Raw genomic sequence first — 20,568 nt, forward strand, 5'->3', positions numbered from 1 at the left:
CTGCCGAGGTGCAGTCACGTGACGCATACCGCCGCCCGCCCCCCGCGACGCAGTCTTGCGGAACAGGGGCGTTCACGCCCCGACCTTGTGAAGACCTTCTGAACTGGAGCACACCGTGGACACCATCACCCTGGGCGATGTCACCGTGACCCGGGTCCGGGAGTACTACGGCCCCGTCGGCATGACGCCCGAGGCGTTCGTCCCGGACAGCCCGGCCCAGGCGTGGGACACGCACCGTTCCTGGCTGGTTCCGGACTTCCTGGACGCCGAGACCCGCATCGTCAACACCGCGATCCAGACCTGGGTCCTGCGCAGCGAGGGCCGGACCATCCTGGTCGACACCGGCGTCGGCAACCACAAGGACCGGCCGTACGCGCCGGTGTGGAGCCGCCTGGACACCGACTTCCTGGGCAATCTCGCCCGCGCCGGGGTCCGGCCCGAGGACGTCGACATCGTGATCAACACCCACCTGCACGTCGACCACGTCGGCTGGAACACCTACCTCGACGGCCGGACCTGGGTACCGACGTTCCCCAACGCCACCTACCTCATGGCCAAGGCGGACTTCGACTACTGGAACCCGGCCAACGAGATCAAGACCCTGCTCGGCCGCGGCAACCAGAACGTCTTCGAGGACAGCGTCGCCCCCGTGCACGCGGCCGGTCTCACCCTGCTGTGGGAGGACAGCCACCGGATCGACGCCAATCTGCGTCTCGACCTCGCACCCGGCCACACCCCCGGCTCCTCGGTGCTGCGGCTGGAGTCCGGGTCCGACCGGGCGCTGTTCGTCGGCGACCTGATGCACAGCCCGATCCAGATCCACGAGCCCGACGCCAACAGCTGCTTCTGCGAGGACCCCGCCGAAGCGCGTGCCACCCGCCACCGGCTCCTGGGCTCGGCGGTCGACAGCAACGCCCTCGTCTTCCCCGCGCACCTCGGTGGCCACGGCGCCGCCGAAGTCGTGCGCGAGGGCGGCAAGTTCGCCGTCAAGGGCTGGGCGCCCTTCGCCAGGTACACCGAGTCGGCCTGAGGCCCGCGGAAGGACACGAGAGATGAACCACCACCCCGAACCCGTCGTGCCCACCGCACAGGGCGCCGTCCGCGGCCTGCGCCGGGGCGACACCCGCACCTTCCTGAACATCCCGTACGCCGCTCCGCCCCGCGGCGTAGGCCGGTTCGCCCCGCCGCGGCCGCACGAGCCGTGGGACGGCGTACGGGACGCCACCGTGCCGGGACCCAACGCCCCACAGTCCCAACGCAGTCTCGGCGACGTCGACATGACCCCCTACTTCGGCACCGGCTGGAGCCGCGGCGAGGACTACCTCACCCTCAACGTCTTCACGCCCGCCGCCGGTGGCGGTGAGCTGCCGGTCATGGTGTTCGTCCACGGCGGCGGTTTCGTCGCCGGATCGACCCGGGCCACCCTGTACGACGGCTCCGCGTTCGCCCGCGACGGCGTCGTTCTGGTCACCCTCAACTACCGGCTCGGGATCGCCGGGTTCCTCGACATCCCCGGGGCGCCCGCCAACCGCGGCCTGCTCGACGTCGTCGCCGCGCTGCGCTGGGTGCGGGAGAACGTCTCCGCCTTCGGCGGGGACCCGCACAACGTCACCCTCTTCGGCCAGTCGGCCGGGGCGACCGTCGTCGGCGGCGTCCTCGCCACCCGCGAGGCCGTCGGGCTGTTCCGCCGCGCGATCGTGCAGAGCGGCAGCGGCCTGGGCGCGTTCACGCCCGAGCAGGCCGCCCGCGTCACCGGGGCCGCGGCCCTGGCCCTGGGCATCGAGCCGCACGTCGACGCGTTCGCCGGCATCCCCGACGAGCGGCTCGTCGAGGTGGCATCCGGGCTGGCGGGCATCGACCTGCGGACCGAGACCCACGGCGACCCGCTGATCGGCCTCAGCCCCTTCAGCCTGGTCCTGGACACCCAGCCCGCCGCGTCCGTGGCCGCCGGTCTCGGCGCCGACGTCGACTTGCTCGTCGGCACCAACACCGAGGAGGGCAACCTCTACCTGGTCCCGGTGGGCAAGTACGCCACCTCGACCGCCGCCGACGTCGACGAGGCCGCCGCACGCTCGCACCCCGATCCGGCGCGGCTCGTCGAGACCTACCGTGTGTCACGCCCCGGGGCGTCCTTCGGGCAGCTGCGCTCCGCCGTCATGGCCGACGCCCTGTTCGGCGCGGGCAGCCGTGCGCTGGCGAGCGCGCATGCGGCCCATGCCGCCCATGCCGCCCATGCCGCTCACGTGGACCGCGCCGCCCGTCCGGGGTCCGCCACCTACGCCTACGAGTTCGCCTGGCGGTCCCGCGCCCTGGACGGAGAACTCGGCGCCACCCACGCGGTCGAACTGCCCTTCGTCTTCGACCTCGCGGACCGGCCCGAACTCAACGGCCCCGCCGCCCTGCTCGGCCCCGACAAGGCCCCCGCGGACCTCGCCGCCCGCGTCCACGCGACCTGGATCCGGTTCGCCCGGACCGGCGACCCCGGCTGGGACCCGTACGACACCGACCGCCGGGCCACCATGCGCATCGACACTGAGTGGAGCCAGGTCGACGACCCCCGCAGCCCGGAGAGACAGGTGTGGAGCTGACCGCGGGTCACCCCTGGGGGCGGTGTCCGGGCGCGCCCAGGCCCTCGAGGGCGATCCCCATGAGCCGAGTGGCGTGGTGCGCGGCGTCGGGGGCGTGTTCGGCCGCGAGGGACACCGCGTTGGCGAGGGAGAGCAGTTCGAGGACGGTCACGTCGTCGCGGACGGTTCCGTCGTCCTGGGCGCGGGCCAGGAGGTCGCCGCCCGCTTCCGCCAGCAGCTGCTCGCAGCCCGAATCCGGTGCGGACGAGGCGGTCGTGCCCGTTGCCCGGAGCAGGGCACGGGCGGCGCCGCTCGTCGCGGCGCCGAAGACCGCCAGGGACATCAGCCATCTCGTCAGAGCCGTCGCGGGCGGGTACTCGCCCGCCAGGCTCCGGGCCTCGTCGCAGAGCCGCGCCACGCGCTCCTGGAAGACGGCCTGGAGCAGACCCCACCGGGACGGGAAGTGGCGGTGCAGCGTGGCCGAGCCGACGCCGGCCCGCCGTGCGATCTCCTCCAGGGAGGCGTCGGCTCCGTGCCGGGCGACTTCGGCCGCGGCGGCCTCGAGGATCCGGTCGTAGTTGCGGCGTGCGTCCGCGCGCTTGGGCGGGCCCGGGTTCTCCCTGGTCACGCTCGTGATCTCCTTTCCCGCCGGCAAAGCGGGGTGACACCCCATTCTTGCACCGCCGTAGGTCTGCGCCGTTTGACAGGAAGTGGGGGGTGGCCCCATATTCGAGAAAAGTGGAGGGGAACCCCACTTCTGGCTCACGGCACAGGAGACGAAGGCATGCGCGCCGTACAGTTCGACCGTTTTGGCCCGCCCGAGGTTCTGCGCGTCAACGACGTCCCCACGCCCAGGCCCGGACCGGGAGAGGTCCTCGTCGAGGTGTACGCCGCGAGCGTGGACGCCGGTGAGACCGCCTTCCGGGCGGGCAGGATGCGCCGGGTGACCCGTGTCCGCTTCCCCCGCGGCCTGGGCAGCGACTTCGCCGGCCGGGTCGCGGCCCTCGGCAGCGGCGTACGCGCCTGGAGCGTGGGAGACGCGGTGTGGGGGCTGATGCCGCACCTCACCTTCGGGGCGATCGCCGACTACGTCGCCGTGCCCGAACAGCGGCTGGCCCGTGCTCCGGAGAACCTGGACCTGCTCGAAGCCGCCGCCCTGCCGGTGGTGGGCACCACCGCGACGACGGCCCTGACCGGCAAGGCACGACTCCAGCCCGGGGAACGGCTCCTGGTCCGCGGCGCCACCGGCGGCGTCGGCAGCGTCGCCGTGCAGCTGGGCAAGGCGCTGGGCGCGCACGTCACCGCGCTCGCCGCCGCCCGCAACCTGGACTGGATCACCCGGCTCGGGGCGGACGAGGCCGTGGACTACCGCACGACCCGGCCCGAAGACCTCGACCGGTTCGACGTGATCGTCGACGTCGTCGGCACCGACCTCGGTGCCTACCGGGCGCGGCTGGCCCGCGGGGGGCGTCTGGTCGCCCTCTCCTTCGACTCGGAGCGCGTCGTTTCCTCCATGCTCGGCACCGCCCTGCGCGCGGCCGCCACTCCCCGGCGCGTCAAGATGTTCAGCAACAACCCCTCGGCCGACCGGATCGCCGAACTCACCCGGGCCGCAGAGGCGGGCACGGTCCGGCCGGTGATCGACACGGTCTTTCCCATGCGGGACATCGCAGCGGTCCATCACCGGCTCGAAGCCGGCGGTGTCCGCGGCAAGTACGTCATCGACCTGCGGCTTCCCTAGTCACAGCGTCAGGGCGTCAGCGCGTCAGCGCGCACTCCGCCGCCGCCACGACCGTGCGCGTCTGGAGCTGCACCTGGGCGGACACGGGTACCCATCTCAGCCGCAGGGACGTCTCGAACTCCGTGCACCAGGTGGTGAAGAGTGCGTCCAGCTCGTGGTGGAGCGCGGCGGCCGCCGGGTCGTCGGCCGCGCACAGGAGCCGCAGCAGGAGTCCCGCCGCGCGGAGCGGCTGGCGGCGCGCGACGACCTCCAGGGCGCCGATCCCGGCTGTCGTCAACGAGGGGGAGCCGTCGGTGCGCGGCCCCGCCTCCGCCTGCCGGGCCAGGGGTTCCCAGGAGTCGGCCACCAGGTCGTACAGGTCGTCGGCCATCCACTCCAGTACGCGTACGGGTGGGCTGTCCCCGGGTGCCGGCAGGAAGCCGCGGGCCTTCTCGAACACGGCGGTCACCTGCCGGCCGCCCTCGCGCACCAGCCCGGACAGCTCGCGCAGGGCCCGGGCGGGGGCCGCGTGCGGGGTCCGGTCGTCCGCCGGGGCGGTGGCCCACAGCGGTACTTCGACGATCGCCGTGGCACCGCCGTACCGCTGGGGTGCGCACCAGGTGGACAGGCCGATGTTCTCGGACCCGGCCGCCAGCCGCGCGGTGCTGCCCGGCGGCGGCAGGACATGGATGCCGGGGGCCGGGTTCTCCCAGTACAGGGCGTCGTACGTGCCGTGCTGGACCGGGACGCCCAGGTCGGCCGCGGACGCCGCGAAGGGGGCGGCGAGGTCGGGGAGGTCGCGGGTCAGCTGGGCCCAGGTGCCGCCCGCGTCGACGTTGTGCAGGGAGCACTGGAGGACGGGGCGCAGGTCGTCGATCACGTCGAACAGGGCACGGCTCTCGGGGAGTTGCCGGCCGACGATCGGTGCCCACTCCGGCTGCTCCGCGGCGACCGGGCGGAAGGCGGCGCGGTAGTACGGCGCCAGGGTCGGGGCGGGGCCGGCCGTCGCCGTCTCGATGCCCTCGCTCAGCGCGGCGCCGTCCGGGTCGAGGCACAGGACGATGTCCCAGGTGACGGCGTCGGGGTCGGTCGCCGGGGAGCGCCGGTCACCGCCTGCGACCCGCTCCGCCAGCGCCAGTGCCGTCGCGCCGCCCACCGGCTCGTCCGGGTGCGGCCGGGCCACCACCAGGACGTGGCGCGGCCCGTGGCCCACCGACAGCATCAGGATCGGCCGGCCCGCCCGGGACGTGCCGATACGGCGCAGGCGGCCCGTCCCCGGGAACCGGGAGACCAGCCGCCGCGCCGACTCGGTGACCTCCGCGACCGTGGGGTATCGGTTCAACGGGCGTGTCCGGTCTGGCTCCGCCGTTTCGCCATACCGTCTCCTTCCGACCGTGCCTGTGGCGCCCGTGGTGGGCGAGGCGCGTCGTGGCCCCTGTCAGCGTTCGTTCACCGGATCACCGCTGTCAATGTCCGATGCCGCCCGCCGAGCCGGGGGTGGCGAGGTTGGCGCGAAAGGGAGGGTGCATGCGAGGCGGCGGCGAACTGAGGTGAGCGTGCTGCGCGAGGACCACGCGGTCGTCGGGTGCACGGTCCACGAGCGCGTGTCCGCGGCACGTCGGCCGAGGTCGGTCGGGAACGCCGTCAGCGGCCCGTGGCGCCGTCGATCAGCTCGCGGAGGATGTCCGCGTGGCCGGCGTGGCGGCCGGTCTCCTCGACCATGTGGGTGAGGGCCCAGCGGACACTGGGCGCGGGGCGGCCCGGTCGCGGCCGGGGGAGCGGTGCGCCGAGGTCGGTGCAGGTGTCGAGCACACGGTTCGCGCGTTCGACGGCCTCCCGGTAACGGGCGACGACCTCCGCGACGCCGTCCTGCGGTGCGGCCCGGAACGTCGCCGGCCAGTTCCGCACCTCCTCCCCGAGGAAGACCGCGCGCTCGACGTGGGTGAGGTGGTTGAGCAGCCCGAGCAGGTTGGTGCCGGACGGCACCGCTGCCGTACGGACCTGCGGTTCGGGGGCGCCCTCGACCTTGCCGGCGATCGAGGTCCGCAGATAGTCGAGGAACCCGCGCAGGGTCTCGGCCTCACCGCTGCCGGTTCGGGGCGGCGGGGTGTCCCGGCGGTGGGAGCGGGGGGTGGTGGGCATGGTGACCTGCCTCCGGAGGGTGTGGGGCGGGCGGGCCGCGGGCACGGGGCCCGTCAGCCCGCGCGGCGGACGAGCAGGACGTGGTCGACGACCTCGGCGGTGCGCCCGCCCGGGCCGGTCGCGGTCCGGCGCGGGGCCTCGGCCCGTTCGACCCGCCACGTCGCCGGGTCCAGGGCGAGGTCCGCCGCGACCTCCTGCGGGGCCGGATAGCGCGCGTCGGGGTCCTGGTCCCACGACCACGGCGCGGTCGAGCCGTGGTCGACGACCAGCAGCCGCCCGCCCGGGCGCAGCGCGTGCGCGGCCCCGCGCAGGACCGACGCGCGGTCCAGGTCGAAGGGCGTGTGGAGGTAGTGCGCGCAGACCAGGTCGAACCGGCCCCCGGGGAAGGACCCGCGCAGGTCGTGCCGTACGGCGTCGACCCGGTCGCCGAGGCCGTGGGTCCGGGCGTGCCCCGCGAGCCGCTCGGCCGCGACACCGGAGATGTCCACGGCCGTGACCCGCCAGCCCCGCCGGGCGAGCCACAGCGCGTCGCCGCCGCTGCCGCACCCCAGGTCCAGCGCGTCGCCCGGCGGCAGGCCGGTGACCGTCTCGACCAGGCGGACGTTCGGGCGTGGCGCGTCGGGCGCCGGGCGGGCGGCGTACACGCCGTCCCAGAACGTGACCGCGTCGGTGGCGCTCATCGGAACTCCTTCAGTCGGTTCGGTCGGCGGCGGGCAGCCAAGCGCGGGCAACGCACCGCGAGCCGTCGATGCGACCAGTCTCGGCACCCCTCGCCCGAAGCGGCACGAAAACTTGCGGTTGTGGCAAGGTGGCCCGATGGACGCCGGAACGGACGACGACGTACTCGACGCCGTGGGCCCCCGCCTGCGCACGCTGCGCCGCGAGCGCGGCATCACCCTCGCCCACCTCTCGGCGGCGACCGGCGTGTCGGAGAGCACCCTGTCCCGGCTGGAGAGCGGGCAGCGCCGCGCGACCCTGGAGCTGCTGCTGCCGCTCGCCCGGATCTACGACGTCCCCCTGGACGACCTCGTCGGCGCCCCGCGCACGGGCGACCCGCGCATCCACCTGAAGCCGGTCAAGCGCTTCGGGATGGTCTTCGTGCCGCTGTCCCGGCGGCCGGGCGGTACCCAGGCGTTCAAGATGATCATCCCGAGCCGCCCGGCGCCGCTCGAACCGACCCCGCAGACCCACGAGGGCTCCGAGTGGCTGTACGTGCTCAGTGGCCGTCTGCGGTTGCTGGTCGGCGAGCGCGACCTGACGCTGTCGCCCGGTGAGGCGGCAGAGTTCGACACGTCCTTGCCGCACTGGCTGGGCAGCGCCGACGGCGGCGCGGTCGAACTCCTCGTCCTGTTCGGACTTCAGGGGGTGCGGGCCCATGTGCACAGCGGCTGAGGGCCGTTCGACGGGGCCGGGAGACGTGGAGCCGGGAGGAGACGCGGTGCGCGATGGGACGCGCTGAGCGGGAGACGGTCGCCCGCGCGAAGCGGCTCCAGGAGGCGGCACGTGCCCTGACCGGTGACCACGAGCGGGCCGTCGAGGCCGTCCGGGCCGCGCTGGAGCCGCTGCACGAGGCCGCGGCCCGGGAGGCCCTCGACGCCATCCCGGTGACGCGGCTGCAGGAGCCAACCGAGGGGCGGCTGCGCCTGGGGGCCGTCGAGCGCGCCGGCTTCGGCACGGTCACCGCCGTACTCGACGCCGGTCCCTACCGGCTGCGGCAGATACCGGGGGTCGGTCAGCGCACCGTCGACCAGATCCTGGCCGCCGCACGGCAGTTGGCCGAGGCGGCCGGGGAGGCGGCCGCCGTCCACCTGGACGTGGACCGGCCCGAGCCCGGCACGACCGCGCTGGTGGTGGCCCTCCACGTACTGGCGCAGGCGGGCCCGGAAGGGCGGCGCGCGGTCGACGAGGCCACCGCCTCGGCGGGCCGGCTCGAACCGCTGCTGGCCGACGCCCGCCCGGCCGCCCGGCGGGGCGGACTGCTGCTGGCCGGACGGGCGCGGAGGGAGCGGGCGAGGGCGGCGGTCGCGGCGATCGGGGCCCTCGTCGACGAGGCGGAGCGGACCGGCACCCCCGAACGGTTCGCCCAGGCGTCGGTGGACCTGCTGCGCGGACCGGCGGGCGACCTCGCGGCCTGGACCGACTTCGAACTGCGCGCCGCCGAGTACTACGCGCTGCTCGGCGAGATCGTCACGCGTGCTCCCGACACCGGGGCCGCCGAGGGCTTCCTGCCCGACGACATCGCCGAGCGGGTGCGGGACCTGCGCCTGGACGACACCCACCGCCGGGTGTCGCTGCGCGGGTACCAGGCGTTCGGGGCCCGGTTCGCCCTCGCGCGGCGCCGGGTGATCCTGGGCGACGAGATGGGTCTCGGCAAGACCGTCCAGGCCATCGCGGTGCTGGCCCACCTGGCCGCCGGCGGCCGCACCCACTTCCTGGTGGTGTGCCCGGCGAGCGTCCTGGTCAACTGGACGCGCGAGGTCGCCTCCCGCAGCACCCTGCGGGTCTCCGCGCTGCACGGCCCGGACCGGCACGACGCCTTCGCCGACTGGCGGGAGCGGGGCGGGGTCGCGGTGACCACCTTCGACTCCCTGCGCCACCTCCCCGTTCCGGAAGCGGACGAAGCCGGGACGCTGGTGGAACCCGGGACGCTGGTGGAACCCGGAACGCTGGTGCAACCCGGGATGCTGGTGGTCGACGAGGCGCACGCCGTGAAGAACCCGCAGACCCTGCGGGCGCACGCGGTCGCCCGGTGGGCCGCCCGGTGCGAGCACGTCCTGTTCATGACGGGTACGCCGATGGAGAACCGGGTCGCCGAGTTCCGCAACCTGGTCCGGATGCTCGACCCCGAGGTGGCCGACCGGCTGGCGGACGGTGCGGGACCGCTCGACTCGGTGGCCTTCCGCCAGGCCGTCGCCCCCGTCTACCTGCGCCGCAACCAGAAGGACGTCCTGACCGAACTGCCCAGCCTCCAGCACACCGACGAGTGGGAGGAGCCGAGCGCCGAGGACGAGCGGGCCTACCGCGAGGCCGTGGCCGAGGGAAACTTCATGGCCATGCGCAGGGCCGCGTACGCGCGTCCGGCGGCGTCCGCCAAGCTCGGCCGCCTGCGCGAGATCGTGCGCGAGGCCGGGGAGAACGGACTCAAGGTCGTCGTCTTCACCGCCTTCCGGGACGTGCTGAGCACGGTCGAGGGCGCCCTGCGCGCCGAGGCACCCGGCCCGCGGTCCCCGTACGGCCCGGTGTTCGGGCCCCTGACCGGCAGCGTGCCGCCCGCGGGGCGCCAGCGGGTCGCCGACGCCTTCACGGCCGTGTCCGGACCGGCGGTGCTGCTGGCGCAGATCCAGGCGGCGGGGATCGGCCTCAACCTCCAGGCCGCCTCCGTGGTGGTCCTGTGCGAGCCCCAGACCAAACCCACCGTCGAGCACCAGGCCGTCGCCCGGGCCCACCGCATGGGCCAGGTCCGGCCGGTCCGGGTGCACCGGCTGCTGACCACCGGCGGAGTGGACGAGCGACTGGTGCGGATGCTGGACAGAAAGGCCCGGCTCTTCGACGCCTACGCCCGGCGCAGCGCGGTGGCCGAGGCGACGCCGGACGCCGTGGACGTCCTGGACCCCGACCTGGCCCGCCGGGTCGTCGAGGAGGAACAGGCCCGGCTCGGACTGGGCGACGAACGGCCCGCGCAGCATCCCTGAGGGGGTGTCACGCCCGGTCCGTCACCCGGCGGCAGGCCTCCACGTACCCGCGCACCAGTGCCCGCCCCTCGTCCTCGCGGCGCCGGGCCAGGGCGTAGCGGCTGGGGGACAGGCCGCGGACCGGGCGAGTGGTGACGCCGCCCAGGGTGATCAGCGGGGCGTTGCCCGTGGCCACCAGGCAGATGCCGAGCCCGGCGACCAGGGCCTCGTACGTCTCCTCGGTGCCGGAGATCTCGGCGCCGACGCGCGGCGGGCGGGCGGCGGGGCCGTCGAGGGCGCGCCGTTCGTCCAGCGCCAGCCAGAAGTCGCGCAGGACGCCCGCCTCCGGAGGCAGGGCGAGGAACGGCTCGTCGGCCAGGTCGGCGAAGTCGATCTCCTCCCGGGCGGCGAGGGGGTGGCTGTCGGGGAGGGCGACCAGGCGGGGCTCCTCGGCGACCACCGTCCAGGCGTAGCGGTCGGCGTCGGGCAGCGGCAGCCAGACGTACGCGACGTCGGCCGTGCCGTCGGCCAGGCCCGCGGTCGGGTCCTCCCAGCTCATCTGCCGCAGCCGCAGGACCGCCTCCGGGTGGGCCGCGGTGAAGCGGGAGCGGATCGCCGGGAGCAGACCGCCGCGGCCGGGGCTGGTGCTCATGCCGACGACCAGGGTGCCGCGCCGGGCCGCACGGGTCGCCTCCACCGCCGCCGCGCCCTCGGTCCAGTCGGCCAGCATCCGCCGGGCGTGCGGCAGCAGGGCCGTGCCCGCATCGGTGAGGGTCACGCCCCGCGGACCGCGGTGGAACAGCTCGGTACCCAGCTGCCGTTCCAGGGCCCGGATCTGCTTGCTCAGCGCGGGCTGTGACACGTACAGAAGCTCGGCCGCCCGCGTGAAGTGCAGCTCCTCGGCCACCGTCGCGAAGTAGCGCAGCTCCCGCACATGTACGTCCGTCGTCATGCCCATGGGTTATCACCGCGGGTCTTGGACCGGCAACCGGCCGGTGGGTGAGGGTGGTTGGCGTCGGAACAAGAAACTGAGGGAACCGAGGGAGTCGGGATGAACAAGGTGTGGCTGATCACCGGGGCGAGCAGCGGCTTCGGGCGGGCGATCGCCGAGGCGGCCCTGGCCGACGGCGACGTCGTGGTCGGCGCGGCCCGGCGCCCCGAGGCGCTGGACGACCTCGTGGCCGCGCACCCGGACCAGATGGAGGCACTGCGTCTGGACGTCGCCGACACGGCCGCCGCCGGGGACGCCGTACGGGACGTGCTGGCGCGGCACGGCAGGGTGGACGTACTGGTCAACAACGCGGGCCGCACCCACGTCGGCGCCCTCGAGGAGACCGGCGAGGACGAACTGCGCGCGCTGTTCGACGTGCACGTCTTCGGCCCGGCCGCGCTGACGCGCGCGGTGCTGCCGTCCATGCGGGAGCGGCGTTCGGGCGCGATCGTGCAGATGAGCAGCATGGGCGGGCAGATGTCCTTCGCGGGCTTCTCGGCGTACAGCGGCACGAAGTTCGCCCTGGAGGGCATGTCCGAGGGGCTCGCGGACGAGGTCCGGGACTTCGGCATCAAGGTGCTGATCGTCGAGCCGGGCTCCTTCCGCACCGGCCTGTTCGGCGCCGGCAACGCCGGGATCAGCGCGGACAGCGGCGTCTACGCCAAGGTCGGCGAGACCCGCGGGATGATCGCCGCGGGCGACGGCAGTCAGCCCGGCGACCCCGCCAAGGCGGCCGCGGTCATCCGTGCGGCCCTCGCGGCCGAGCACACCCCGCTGCATCTGCCGCTGGGCGACGACGGCGTCACCGCGGTCCTCGGCCACCTCGACCAGGTCCGCGAGGAGGTCGAGGCCTGGGAGAAGCGGACCAGGGCCACCGCGTTCGACAACTGAGGCGCTCCGGACAGTCGTTGCCGGCACCTTTGGTTCCCGCACCCGACCGCGCCCGACCGCGCCCGACCGCGCCCGACCGTGCCCATGCCGAACCAGGAGTCCGTCATGCTCTCGTCCCTGAAGGCCGTCAACCTGCTGGTGATGTTCCTGCTGGAACTCGCGGTGTACGCCGCGGTCGTGCTCTGGGGGGTGGCCGTCGGCGACGCGTGGCCGGCCGAGGTGGCCCTGGGGGTGGGCGCGCCGGTCGTGATGATGACGGCGTGGGCGCTGTTCGGATCGCCGCGCGCCCGCCACCCGGCGCGCGGCGGCGGGCGGGTCGTCCTGGAGGTGCTGTGGTTCGGCGCGGGTGCGGCCGCCCTGGCCGCCGCCGGGAGACCTTGGTGGGCGGCATTCTTCGCCGGCGTCTACCTGGTCAACGCGGCGTTCAGACGGCTGTGGAAGCAGTGATGCCCGGCGCGCCCGCGACCCGCGCACCGCCTCCCGCGCGGACCGCGCTTACGATGCGCGAGGCCGCACCGTCGCCGCACCACCCTCGCGAACAGGAGCACGGTACCCGTGTCGATACCGCCACCGCCGGGGCCCCAAGGGCAGTACCCCCAGGGTCCGTACGCTCCGCAGTGGGGGCACCCCCTCGCGCCGTACCCGCGGCAGGCTCCCGTGAGCGGGCTCGCCATCGCCGCGTTCGTCCTCGGCGTCCTGTGCTTCGTGCCGGCGGTCGGACTGGTCCTCGGGCTGGTCGCGCTGGCCCGGATCCGCAAGCGGGGCCAACGCGGCAAGGGGTTCGCGGTGGCCGGCTGCGTGCTGTCCTCCGTGGGGCTGGCCCTGTGGGTGCTGACGCTGTCCACGGGCGCCGCCGGCGACTTCTGGGACGGCTTCCGGGACGCCGCGCGCGGCGAGGGAACCGCCTACTCCCTGGAGAAGGGCCAGTGCTTCACCACCCCCAGCGGCTCCCTCCAGGGGGTGACGTACGACGTCGACGAGGTGCCCTGCACGCGGGAGCACGACGGCGAGGTCTTCGCCGCCTTCGACCTGCCGGACGGTTCCTACCCGGGCGACGGGGAGATCACGCGGGCCGCCGACGACCGGTGCTACGCCCTCCAGGACGCCTACGCGATGGACCGGTGGGCGCTGCCGGCCGACGTCGACGTGTACTACCTGACCCCGACCTCCGCGAGCTGGCGGACCGGCGACCGCGAGATCACCTGCCTGTTCGGCAACACGGACGAGCGGGGCACGCTGACCGGCTCACTGCGCAACGACGGCGCGCGGCTCGACCCGGACCAGCACACGTACCTGCTCGCGGAGGGCTACCTGAACCGGGCCATGGACGAGGTGCCCGCGGCGGAGGCGGTCGAGGACGACCTCGCGGGCTACCGGATCTGGGCCGGGCGGGTCTCGGAGGCGCTCAGGGGCGAGGTCGCGATGCTGGACGGGCACGACTGGCCCGCCGGCGCCGAGCGCCCGGTCGCCGCGTTGACCGACGACCTGCGGTTGGCGCAGGAGGAGTGGGGCCTGGCGGCGAAGGCCGCCGACCTCGACGCGTACTACGAGCACTACGGCAAGGGCTACGACCTCGTCGTCGCCGACAGCACGGTCACCGCCCGCAAGGCTCTGGGCCTGGCCGCCACGCCGCCGGAGTACGAGGGCGGCGACGGCGGGGGAGACGACCCCGGCGTGGAGGTGTGAGAGCGGCCATAGCGGGGAGAAAGTGCCTGCGTAAAGCCCTCGGGCGCCACAAGTCATCACATCGAGTGATTCTTTGGCCTTTGCTTGCCTGGGCCAACCTACGGTTGCCACGCTGTTGCTGTCTGTACAACCTGATGGGAGCGGCCAGTGACATTCGGTGAGCAGCCGGCGTATCTGCGTGTCGCGGGTGATCTCCGCAAGAAGATCGCCGACGGCCTGCTGCCGCCCCACACCCGCCTCCCGTCCCAGGCGCGGATCCGCGAGGAGTACGGCGTCTCGGACACCGTCGCCCTGGAGGCCCGCAAGGTGCTGATGGCCGAGGGTCTGGTCGAGGGCCGCTCCGGCTCCGGCACCTACGTGCGCGAGCGGCCCGTGCCGCGGCGCGTCGCCCGCTCCGGATACCGGCCGGCCGGCGGGGCCACACCCTTCCGCCAGGAGCAGGCCGACGGGGACGCGCGCGGCACCTGGGAGTCGCGCAGCGAGCAGGCCGAGGCGAGCGGTGCCGTGGCCGAGCGGCTCGGGATCAAGCCCGGTGACCGGGTGATGTGCACGCGGTACGTCTTCCGGGAGGCCGGTGAGGCGGTCATGCTCTCCACCTCCTGGGAGCCGCTGGACCTGACCGGCCGCACCCCGGTGATGCTGCCCGAGGAGGGGCCTCTGGGCGGCATGGGCGTCGTCGAGCGGATGGCCGCCATCGACGTCGTCGTCGACAACGTCACCGAGGAGGTCGGCGCCCGCCCCGGTCTCGCCGAGGAGTTGCTCGCCCTGGGCGGCGTTCCGGGGCACGTGGTGCTGGTCGTGCAGCGCACGTTCTACGCCTCGGGGCGCGCCGTGGAGACCGCCGACGTGGTCGTCCCGGCCGACCGTTACCGGGTGGCGTACCACCTGCCTGTCAGGTAGCCCGTCAGACAGCCCCTCAAGTAGGGCCGTGGCCGGGAGGGTTCGCGCGCCCTGCCGCGGTGCGAGCCGGCGGTGCGAGATGGCGGTGCGAGCCCGGGGTGTGGGATGGCGGTGTGAGATGGCGCACGCCTGTCGTGCGCCTCCCGCGTCCCCTTCCCCCGCTCACGCATCCGCCGGGGCCCGCGGCCCCGTTCGCCCGGCGCCGGAATCCGGTCGTTCCCCCAGGTCGCCTCCCCCGGTCCCGTCATGCCTGTGACCGGAGGCATCGGTGTGCGGAGACGGCGCGTTCCGCATCGTGCGCCCCCTGCGTTCTGGCTGGTTGCGTACCTCTTTGTGCAAAGCCGTGTTCGCTCCGTGAAGGTTGGGCGTAGGCTCGGGCATATGCGGATTGCGGTTTCCTTGGCGGGCGGGGCGCGGCGGGTGCCGCGGGCGACGGGAACGGGAAGTGGAGGGGCGCGATGAACGACAGCACGGTCACTCTTCCCTGGCTGGTCTTCCGGCAGGACGACAACGGCAATCGCTACCGCGTGGGCAGGTACGCGACGCGGGCGGAGGCCCAGCAGATCGCGGACACCCTCGACGGTCGCGGACACAAGCAGCTCTACTGGGTCGAGAAGCTCGCCGCGCCCGGCGCGGGCGCGGCGGACTGACCCACCGCGGACCCGTCCACCGCGGACCGGCCCGGCCGGGCAGGCCGTAGGCTCCGGCGCATGACGGAACGGATCGTGGTGGGCGCCGCCCTGCTCGGCGGCGGGCGCCTGCTCGCCGCGCGCCGCAGCGCACCCGCCGAACTGGCCGGGCGGTGGGAGCTGCCCGGCGGCAAGATCGAGGCGGGCGAGACGCCCGAGGCGGCGCTCGTGCGCGAACTGCGCGAGGAACTCGGGGTGGCGGCCGAGGCCGGTGAGCGCGTCCCGGGGCAGTGGCCCCTGCGGGCCCCCTTCGTCCTCCAGGTGTGGACCGCCCGCCTGCGCCCCGGCTCCGCGGCCCCCGCACCCCTGGAGGACCACGACGAGCTGCGCTGGCTGACCCCCGGCCAGATCTGGGACGTGCCCTGGCTGGACCAGGACGTACCGGCCGTCGAGCGGGTGCTGGCACACCTGGGACTCGAGGCGGGCACCGCGAGGAACGGTATCGAGCCCGGATAAAGGGTATGTGCCCATTAACCCCACGAAACCGGACAGTAGTGGGGTCGTCGGCCGAGGAAGTGATCGGCGTGAGTGACGGTGAGGGCGACTGTGCCGAGTGGGTCTTTCCCGCGGCGCCGGACGCCGTGCGCACCGCCCGCTCCCTGGTCCGCCGCACCCTGGGAGAGTGGCGGCTCGACAGCGTCGGGGACATCGCCGCCCTGCTGGTCAGTGAGCTGGTCACCAACGCCTTGCGGCACGCCACCGGCCCCATCGGCGTCCGCCTGGTGCGCAGCCCCGCCGGAGCCGCCGGAGCCGCCGGAGTCGACGGGGTCCTGCTGGTGGAGGTCTCCGACCCGCTGCCGGACCCGCCCCGCGAGCGCGTCGCCCGTCCCGACGACGAGGACGGCCGGGGTCTGCAGTTGGTGGCCTCCGCCGCGCGGCGCTGGGGCACCCGTCCCGGGGAGGCGGGAAAGACCGTGTGGTTCGAACTCGCCCTGCCGCGCTAGCGCGACGGCCTCGTGACGCACCGTCGCCAACGCGACGGCCGGTGCTCGAAATGTCCTCGTATCGTCCCTGGTCCGGGTCGCCCACAGGTTCAGGCCAGTGGCAGTTGTGGAACTGCGTGATTCGATGCCGTGTCCGCTGGTTAGAAGACTGGAAGTGTTGTCGCGGTCCGGACCGAAAACCATCGGGACCGTGCTGTGATCGTGAACACCGTGTCGTGCGGCGCCGTAGTGCTGGATACTGCGGGCAGCCGCCTCCGGTGACCGGTGCCGGATGCGGTGAGCTGGAGGGGACGGTTCGCGTGAGCGAGATACCAGCGAGGGCCAAGGAGCCCACGGAGTCCACGGAGTCCGAGGGCCCGTCGGCAGACGCGCCACTCGGTGACGCGGTGTGGCAGAGCAGCCCGCCCGGCTCCATCTACGACTACATCAAGGTCGCCTCCTTCTCCATCGGCCCCGACGGACTCGTCGACCAGTGGAGCCTGCGTGCGGAGCAACTGCTCGGCATCCGGGCCGAGGACGCCGTGGGCACCGACCCCATCGAGGCCTTCATCGACCCCGACCTGCGGGAGCGCGGCCAGCGCAAGATGACCGAGATCCTCGACGGCCGGGAATGGACCGGAGTGGTCCCCTTCCGGGCACCGGACGAGGCCGACGGGACGGCGCGGCACGCGAGCGGCCGGCACACCGGCGGCCGGCACGACAGGCGCGGACTCGCCGAGGTGTACGTCATGCCGACGCGCACGGAGGACGGGGAGAAGGCCGCCGTCTGCATCGTCGTCGACGTCCGCGTCCTGCGCAGCATCGAGACCGATCTCGCCGCGTCGCAGGCCATATTCGGCCAGTCTCCGTTCGGGTTCCTGCTCATCGACCCCGATCTGACGGTGCGCCGCGCCAATCAGCGGTTCGCCTCCATCTTCGGCGGCACCCCCGACGACCACCGCGGCAAGGGCGTCCACGACTACCTGCCGCGCGCCGAGGCCGACCGGGTCTCCGCGACCCTGCGCCGGGTCCTGGAGACCGGCGACTCCATCACGGACATGCACGTCACGGGCTTCGTGCCGGGCTCGGAGGAGCGCCGCCACTGGTCCGTCAACCTCTACCGCGTGCACAGCGGTTCCGGCCGGCCGATCGGTGTGGCCTGGCTGGGCACCGACATCACCGCCCGCCGCCAGGCCGCCCGCGAGGCCGCCAACGCCCGGCGCAACCTCGCCCTCCTCAACGACGCGGGCGCCCGCATCGGCAACTCCCTCGACCTGGAGACCACCGCCCGCGAACTCCTCGACGTCGTCGTCCCCGGCTTCTGCGACCTGGCCACCGTCGACCTCTACCAGGGCCTGCTGGTCGGCGACGAGACCCCGCCGGGGCTCGCCGACGGCAGCGCGGAACTGCGCCGCGTCGCCTTCTCCAGCGCCGTCTCCGACGCCCCCTTCCTCGGCACCGGCGAGCGGGTCAAGCTCGGCGCCGTCCACCATTACCCGTTCAACTCGCCCTGCGCCGACGCCCTGCGCACCGCCCGGCCGCGCAGCGTCCCCGCCGAGGACGGGGGGCTCGTGCAGTCCACGCTCGCCGTGCCGATGGTCGCCCACGACACGGTCGTCGGCCTCGTCCAGTTCGCCCGCACCAAGGGCAGCGAACCGTTCGGCGACCGCGACCGCGACCTTGCCGTGGAACTGGCCGCGCGCGCCGCCGTCTGCATCGACAACGCCCGGCTCTACCGGCGCGAGCACGAACGCGCGCTGATACTGCAACGCTCCCTGCTCCCGCCCGGCGACCCGGAGGCCTCCGGACTCGACATCGCCTGCCGCTACCTGCCCGGCGAGGCGGCCACCGGCCGGGCCAGCGAGGTCGGCGGCGACTGGTTCGACGTGATCGAACTCCCCGGGCACCGCACCGCGCTGGTCGTCGGCGACGTCATGGGCCGCGGTCTGCGCGCCGCCGTCGCGATGGGCGAACTGCGCACCGCCGTACGCACCCTGGCCCAGCTCGACATCGAACCGGCCGAGGTCCTCTCCCAGCTGGACGAGATCGCGCGCGGCCTCGGCGCTCCCGGTGGCGTCCAGCAGGCCACCCGGGCCGCCCGCCGCCCCCGCGAGGCCGACCTGTCCGAGGTCTACCTGGCGACCTGCGTGTACGCCGTCTACGACTCGGTGACCAGGCGCTGCACCTTCGCCAACGCGGGCCACCTGCCGCCCGTCCTGGTCGAGCCCGGCGAGTCCGCGCTGATGCTGGACGTGCCGCCCGGTCTGCCGCTCGGCGTCGGCGGGGAGCCCTTCGAGGAGGTGGAGGTCGAACTGCCCGAGGGCGCCCTGCTCGCCCTCTACACCGACGGTCTGGTCGAGAGCCGCGACCACCCCCTCGACGAGGGCCTCCAGGCCTTCGTGGGCGCCCTCACGGACCCCACCCAGCCCCTGGAGGACGTCTGCGACCAGGTCCTCAACACCCTCGACAGCCATCACGGCGAGGACGACATCGCGCTGCTGATGGCCCGCGTCCAGGGCCTGCCCGGCGACAGCGTCGGCGACTGGACCCTGCCGCGCGAGCCGCGCAGCGTCGGCCGGGCCCGCGAGTACGCCCGCGCCCAGCTGCTGGCCTGGGACATGGAGCCGCTGGTCGACACCACGGAACTGCTCGTCAGCGAGCTGGTCACCAACGCGCTCAGGTACGGCGAGGGCGAGATCAGGCTCCGCCTCCTCCTCGACCGCACCCTGGTCTGCGAGGTCTGGGACTCCGGCCTGGTCCAGCCGCGCCGGCGCCGGGCCCGGGACACCGACGAGGGCGGCCGCGGCCTGCAACTGGTCGGCCTGCTCAGCGCGGCCTGGGGCTCACGCCGTACGCCGCGCGGCAAGACGGTCTGGTTCGAACTGCCCCTGCCGGGCGCCGACACCCAGCTCACGGACCCCGCGGAGGCCTTGCTGAGCCTGTTCTGACCCGGCCGGGTGTCGTACGGGTCCGGGCCCGCCGGGTGCGGCGCACATGCCCGTACCCGGCCAGCAGCAGGGCTGCCCCGGCCGTGACCAGGGGCGGCACCAGATCGGCGGAGATCACCGCCACGCACCCCCGACCGCAACCGGAACACCGGTTCGAGTCGTCCCCGCTGGCAACACGCGAGGAGCGTACGCACGGAATCCGGCCACCGCGACCGGAAACGGGCCACAGGGAGGGGACACCGTGGAGGACACGGAGCCGAGAAACACCGAGCCGAAAGCTGCTCCGACAGTCGAATCGACGGCCGAATCGACGGCCGAATCGACGGCCGGACCGGCAGCCGCCGACGGCGATCAGCCCCCACAGGGGCCACCCGCACCCGACGACGAAAGCAGCACGGGTGGTGCGGGTGGGAACACAAAAAAGAAGAAGCGGCTCCGCCGCACCCGCCGCATCACCCTCGCCGTGCTCCTCGTCCTGCTCCTCCCCCTCCTCACCGCCGAGACTGCCCTCCGCATCAACTACATGGGCGACCCCGCCGACGGCACCTACACCAGGAACCGCGACGCGATCTGGCTCGGCCACGCCTGGGTCGACGGCCGGAAGAAGGACGCGGACCTCACCGCCCTGGCCCGCAGCCTCAAGACCACCGGAATCCGCGACCTGTACGTCCACACCGGCCCGATGGAACACGACGGCACGCTGCCCGAGTCCCTCTACCCCAAGGCCCGCTGGCTGATCGACGCCGTGCACCGGGAACTCCCCGGCGTCCGCGTCCAGGCCTTCCTCGGCGACGTCCTCGCCACCGAGGGCCCCGACGGCATGCGCCTGGAGAAGGCCGCCACCCGCGCCGCCGTCGTCGACTCCGCCCGCCAGGTCCTGGACGTGGGCTACGACGGAGTCCACCTGGACCTGGAACCGCTGCACTCGGACGACCGGAACTACCTCTCGCTCCTGGACGACGTACGCGCCGTCACCCGCGCCCGGGACGCGCAGCTCTCCGTCGCCGCCCACCAGATCGACCCGCTGCCCGCCCTGCACTCTGTCTTCGGCCTCTTCACCCAGCACCCCAAGTGGTGGTCGCAGGAGTTCTTCGGCCAGGTCGCCCGCCGCGTCGACCAGATCGCCGTGATGTCCTACGACACCGCGCAGCCGCTGGAGAGCACCTACGGCGGCTACGTGGCCCAGCAGACCTCCCTCGCCCTCGAGGTCACCCCGCCCACGACCCACCTGCTGATGGGCCTGCCCTTCTACCACGAGAGCAACTTCGACCACTGGGGCCACGCCGAGACCGTCGCCGCCGCCGTACGCGGCGTCCGCCTCGGCCTGTCCCGGACGGACGCCGACCGCGAGCTCTTCGGCGTCGCCCCGTACATCGACTTCGCGGCGACGGACACGAACTGGAAGGAATACCGGGACGGCTGGGTCCGCTAGGCCGTGTC

At 73.9% G+C, this 20,568-nt stretch carries 19 protein-coding genes; 14 read left to right on the forward strand and 5 right to left on the reverse strand.

The window, feature by feature from the left end; translation table 11 throughout:
* Positions 1-115: 115 nt before the first annotated feature.
* Positions 116-1,030: an MBL fold metallo-hydrolase gene (locus ACZ7MF_RS04965; protein WP_471474552.1), complete on the forward strand. Its 915-nt coding sequence runs from the start codon at positions 116-118 to the stop codon at positions 1,028-1,030.
* Positions 1,031-1,052: 22 nt separating this feature from the next.
* Positions 1,053-2,588 carry a carboxylesterase/lipase family protein gene (locus ACZ7MF_RS04970; protein ID WP_471474553.1) on the forward strand — a complete coding sequence of 512 codons (1,536 nt, stop codon included), beginning with the start codon at positions 1,053-1,055 and terminating at the stop codon, positions 2,586-2,588.
* A gap of 7 nt (positions 2,589-2,595) precedes the next feature.
* Here the strand turns inward: ACZ7MF_RS04970 and ACZ7MF_RS04975 are convergent, their stop codons facing one another.
* Positions 2,596-3,195, reverse strand: a complete 600-nt coding sequence (locus tag ACZ7MF_RS04975) for a TetR/AcrR family transcriptional regulator (protein WP_471474554.1) — start codon at positions 3,193-3,195, stop codon at positions 2,596-2,598.
* Between the two features lie 156 nt (positions 3,196-3,351).
* Between ACZ7MF_RS04975 and ACZ7MF_RS04980 the strand changes: the two genes are divergently transcribed.
* Complete coding sequence (locus tag ACZ7MF_RS04980; RefSeq protein ID WP_471474556.1) at positions 3,352-4,308, forward strand: NAD(P)-dependent alcohol dehydrogenase; 957 nt, start codon at positions 3,352-3,354, stop codon at positions 4,306-4,308.
* Positions 4,309-4,324: 16 nt separating this feature from the next.
* Here the strand turns inward: ACZ7MF_RS04980 and ACZ7MF_RS04985 are convergent, their stop codons facing one another.
* From ACZ7MF_RS04985 to ACZ7MF_RS04995, 3 genes are all read right to left on the reverse strand, one after another.
* On the reverse strand, positions 4,325-5,629 hold the full coding sequence (locus ACZ7MF_RS04985; protein ID WP_471474557.1) for a M14 family zinc carboxypeptidase: 1,305 nt from the start codon (positions 5,627-5,629) through the stop codon (positions 4,325-4,327).
* Between the two features lie 302 nt (positions 5,630-5,931).
* Positions 5,932-6,429, reverse strand: a complete 498-nt coding sequence (locus ACZ7MF_RS04990; protein WP_471474558.1) for a DinB family protein — start codon at positions 6,427-6,429, stop codon at positions 5,932-5,934.
* A 53-nt stretch (positions 6,430-6,482) separates the two neighbouring features.
* Complete coding sequence (locus ACZ7MF_RS04995) at positions 6,483-7,109, reverse strand: class I SAM-dependent methyltransferase (protein WP_471474560.1); 627 nt, start codon at positions 7,107-7,109, stop codon at positions 6,483-6,485.
* 136 nt (positions 7,110-7,245) lie between these two features.
* On the opposite strand from ACZ7MF_RS04995, the gene ACZ7MF_RS05000 reads away from it, so the two are divergent.
* Together ACZ7MF_RS05000 and ACZ7MF_RS05005 are read left to right on the forward strand one after the other, a co-directional pair.
* Positions 7,246-7,821 carry a helix-turn-helix domain-containing protein gene (locus ACZ7MF_RS05000; RefSeq protein WP_361003837.1) on the forward strand — a complete coding sequence of 192 codons (576 nt, stop codon included), beginning with the start codon at positions 7,246-7,248 and terminating at the stop codon, positions 7,819-7,821.
* Between the two features lie 53 nt (positions 7,822-7,874).
* Positions 7,875-10,121, forward strand: coding sequence for a DEAD/DEAH box helicase (locus ACZ7MF_RS05005; RefSeq protein ID WP_471474561.1), 2,247 nt, complete (start codon positions 7,875-7,877; stop codon positions 10,119-10,121).
* A gap of 7 nt (positions 10,122-10,128) precedes the next feature.
* Here the strand turns inward: ACZ7MF_RS05005 and ACZ7MF_RS05010 are convergent, their stop codons facing one another.
* Positions 10,129-11,058 carry a LysR family transcriptional regulator gene (locus ACZ7MF_RS05010; RefSeq protein WP_471474563.1) on the reverse strand — a complete coding sequence of 310 codons (930 nt, stop codon included), beginning with the start codon at positions 11,056-11,058 and terminating at the stop codon, positions 10,129-10,131.
* A gap of 93 nt (positions 11,059-11,151) precedes the next feature.
* On the opposite strand from ACZ7MF_RS05010, the gene ACZ7MF_RS05015 reads away from it, so the two are divergent.
* From ACZ7MF_RS05015 to ACZ7MF_RS05055, 9 genes are all read left to right on the forward strand, one after another.
* Positions 11,152-11,982: an oxidoreductase gene (locus ACZ7MF_RS05015; RefSeq protein ID WP_471474564.1), complete on the forward strand. Its 831-nt coding sequence runs from the start codon at positions 11,152-11,154 to the stop codon at positions 11,980-11,982.
* A 105-nt stretch (positions 11,983-12,087) separates the two neighbouring features.
* Positions 12,088-12,429, forward strand: a complete 342-nt coding sequence (locus ACZ7MF_RS05020) for a YrdB family protein (protein WP_471474566.1) — start codon at positions 12,088-12,090, stop codon at positions 12,427-12,429.
* 108 nt (positions 12,430-12,537) lie between these two features.
* Positions 12,538-13,668: a DUF4190 domain-containing protein gene (locus ACZ7MF_RS05025; RefSeq protein WP_471474567.1), complete on the forward strand. Its 1,131-nt coding sequence runs from the start codon at positions 12,538-12,540 to the stop codon at positions 13,666-13,668.
* A 147-nt stretch (positions 13,669-13,815) separates the two neighbouring features.
* Positions 13,816-14,568 (forward strand): GntR family transcriptional regulator, encoded by a 753-nt coding sequence (locus tag ACZ7MF_RS05030; RefSeq protein WP_003973878.1) that lies wholly within the window; start codon positions 13,816-13,818, stop codon positions 14,566-14,568.
* 458 nt (positions 14,569-15,026) lie between these two features.
* A complete protein-coding gene (locus ACZ7MF_RS05035) occupies positions 15,027-15,218 on the forward strand; it encodes an SPOR domain-containing protein (RefSeq protein WP_356856442.1) in 192 nt (63 codons plus the stop codon).
* A gap of 60 nt (positions 15,219-15,278) precedes the next feature.
* Positions 15,279-15,713: a (deoxy)nucleoside triphosphate pyrophosphohydrolase gene (locus ACZ7MF_RS05040; RefSeq protein ID WP_471474569.1), complete on the forward strand. Its 435-nt coding sequence runs from the start codon at positions 15,279-15,281 to the stop codon at positions 15,711-15,713.
* A gap of 38 nt (positions 15,714-15,751) precedes the next feature.
* On the forward strand, positions 15,752-16,201 hold the full coding sequence (locus ACZ7MF_RS05045; protein WP_471474570.1) for an ATP-binding protein: 450 nt from the start codon (positions 15,752-15,754) through the stop codon (positions 16,199-16,201).
* A gap of 299 nt (positions 16,202-16,500) precedes the next feature.
* Positions 16,501-19,128, forward strand: coding sequence for a SpoIIE family protein phosphatase (locus ACZ7MF_RS05050; protein ID WP_471474571.1), 2,628 nt, complete (start codon positions 16,501-16,503; stop codon positions 19,126-19,128).
* A gap of 241 nt (positions 19,129-19,369) precedes the next feature.
* The gene (locus tag ACZ7MF_RS05055; RefSeq protein ID WP_471474573.1) at positions 19,370-20,560 is read left to right on the forward strand and encodes a glycosyl hydrolase family 18 protein; all 1,191 of its coding nucleotides are present in this window, start codon (positions 19,370-19,372) and stop codon (positions 20,558-20,560) included.
* Positions 20,561-20,568: the final 8 nt, after the last annotated feature.

It is taken from the genome of Streptomyces sp. NPDC111628 (genome assembly GCF_055635195.1).

Bases quoted from the DNA above. Each gene is read 5' to 3' on its own strand.
- ACZ7MF_RS04995 (WP_471474560.1), bottom strand. From the start codon at position 7,109: ATGAGCGCCACCGACGCGGTCACGTTCTGGGACGGCGTGTACGCCGCC.
- ACZ7MF_RS04980 (WP_471474556.1), top strand. From the start codon at position 3,352: ATGCGCGCCGTACAGTTCGACCGTTTTGGCCCGCCCGAGGTTCTGCGC.
- ACZ7MF_RS05005 (WP_471474561.1), top strand. From the start codon at position 7,875: ATGGGACGCGCTGAGCGGGAGACGGTCGCCCGCGCGAAGCGGCTCCAG.
- ACZ7MF_RS05020 (WP_471474566.1), top strand. From the start codon at position 12,088: ATGCTCTCGTCCCTGAAGGCCGTCAACCTGCTGGTGATGTTCCTGCTG.
- ACZ7MF_RS04990 (WP_471474558.1), bottom strand. From the start codon at position 6,429: ATGCCCACCACCCCCCGCTCCCACCGCCGGGACACCCCGCCGCCCCGA.
- ACZ7MF_RS04970 (WP_471474553.1), top strand. From the start codon at position 1,053: ATGAACCACCACCCCGAACCCGTCGTGCCCACCGCACAGGGCGCCGTC.
- ACZ7MF_RS05040 (WP_471474569.1), top strand. From the start codon at position 15,279: ATGACGGAACGGATCGTGGTGGGCGCCGCCCTGCTCGGCGGCGGGCGC.
- ACZ7MF_RS05010 (WP_471474563.1), bottom strand. From the start codon at position 11,058: ATGGGCATGACGACGGACGTACATGTGCGGGAGCTGCGCTACTTCGCG.
- ACZ7MF_RS05035 (WP_356856442.1), top strand. From the start codon at position 15,027: ATGAACGACAGCACGGTCACTCTTCCCTGGCTGGTCTTCCGGCAGGAC.
- ACZ7MF_RS05000 (WP_361003837.1), top strand. From the start codon at position 7,246: ATGGACGCCGGAACGGACGACGACGTACTCGACGCCGTGGGCCCCCGC.
- ACZ7MF_RS05015 (WP_471474564.1), top strand. From the start codon at position 11,152: ATGAACAAGGTGTGGCTGATCACCGGGGCGAGCAGCGGCTTCGGGCGG.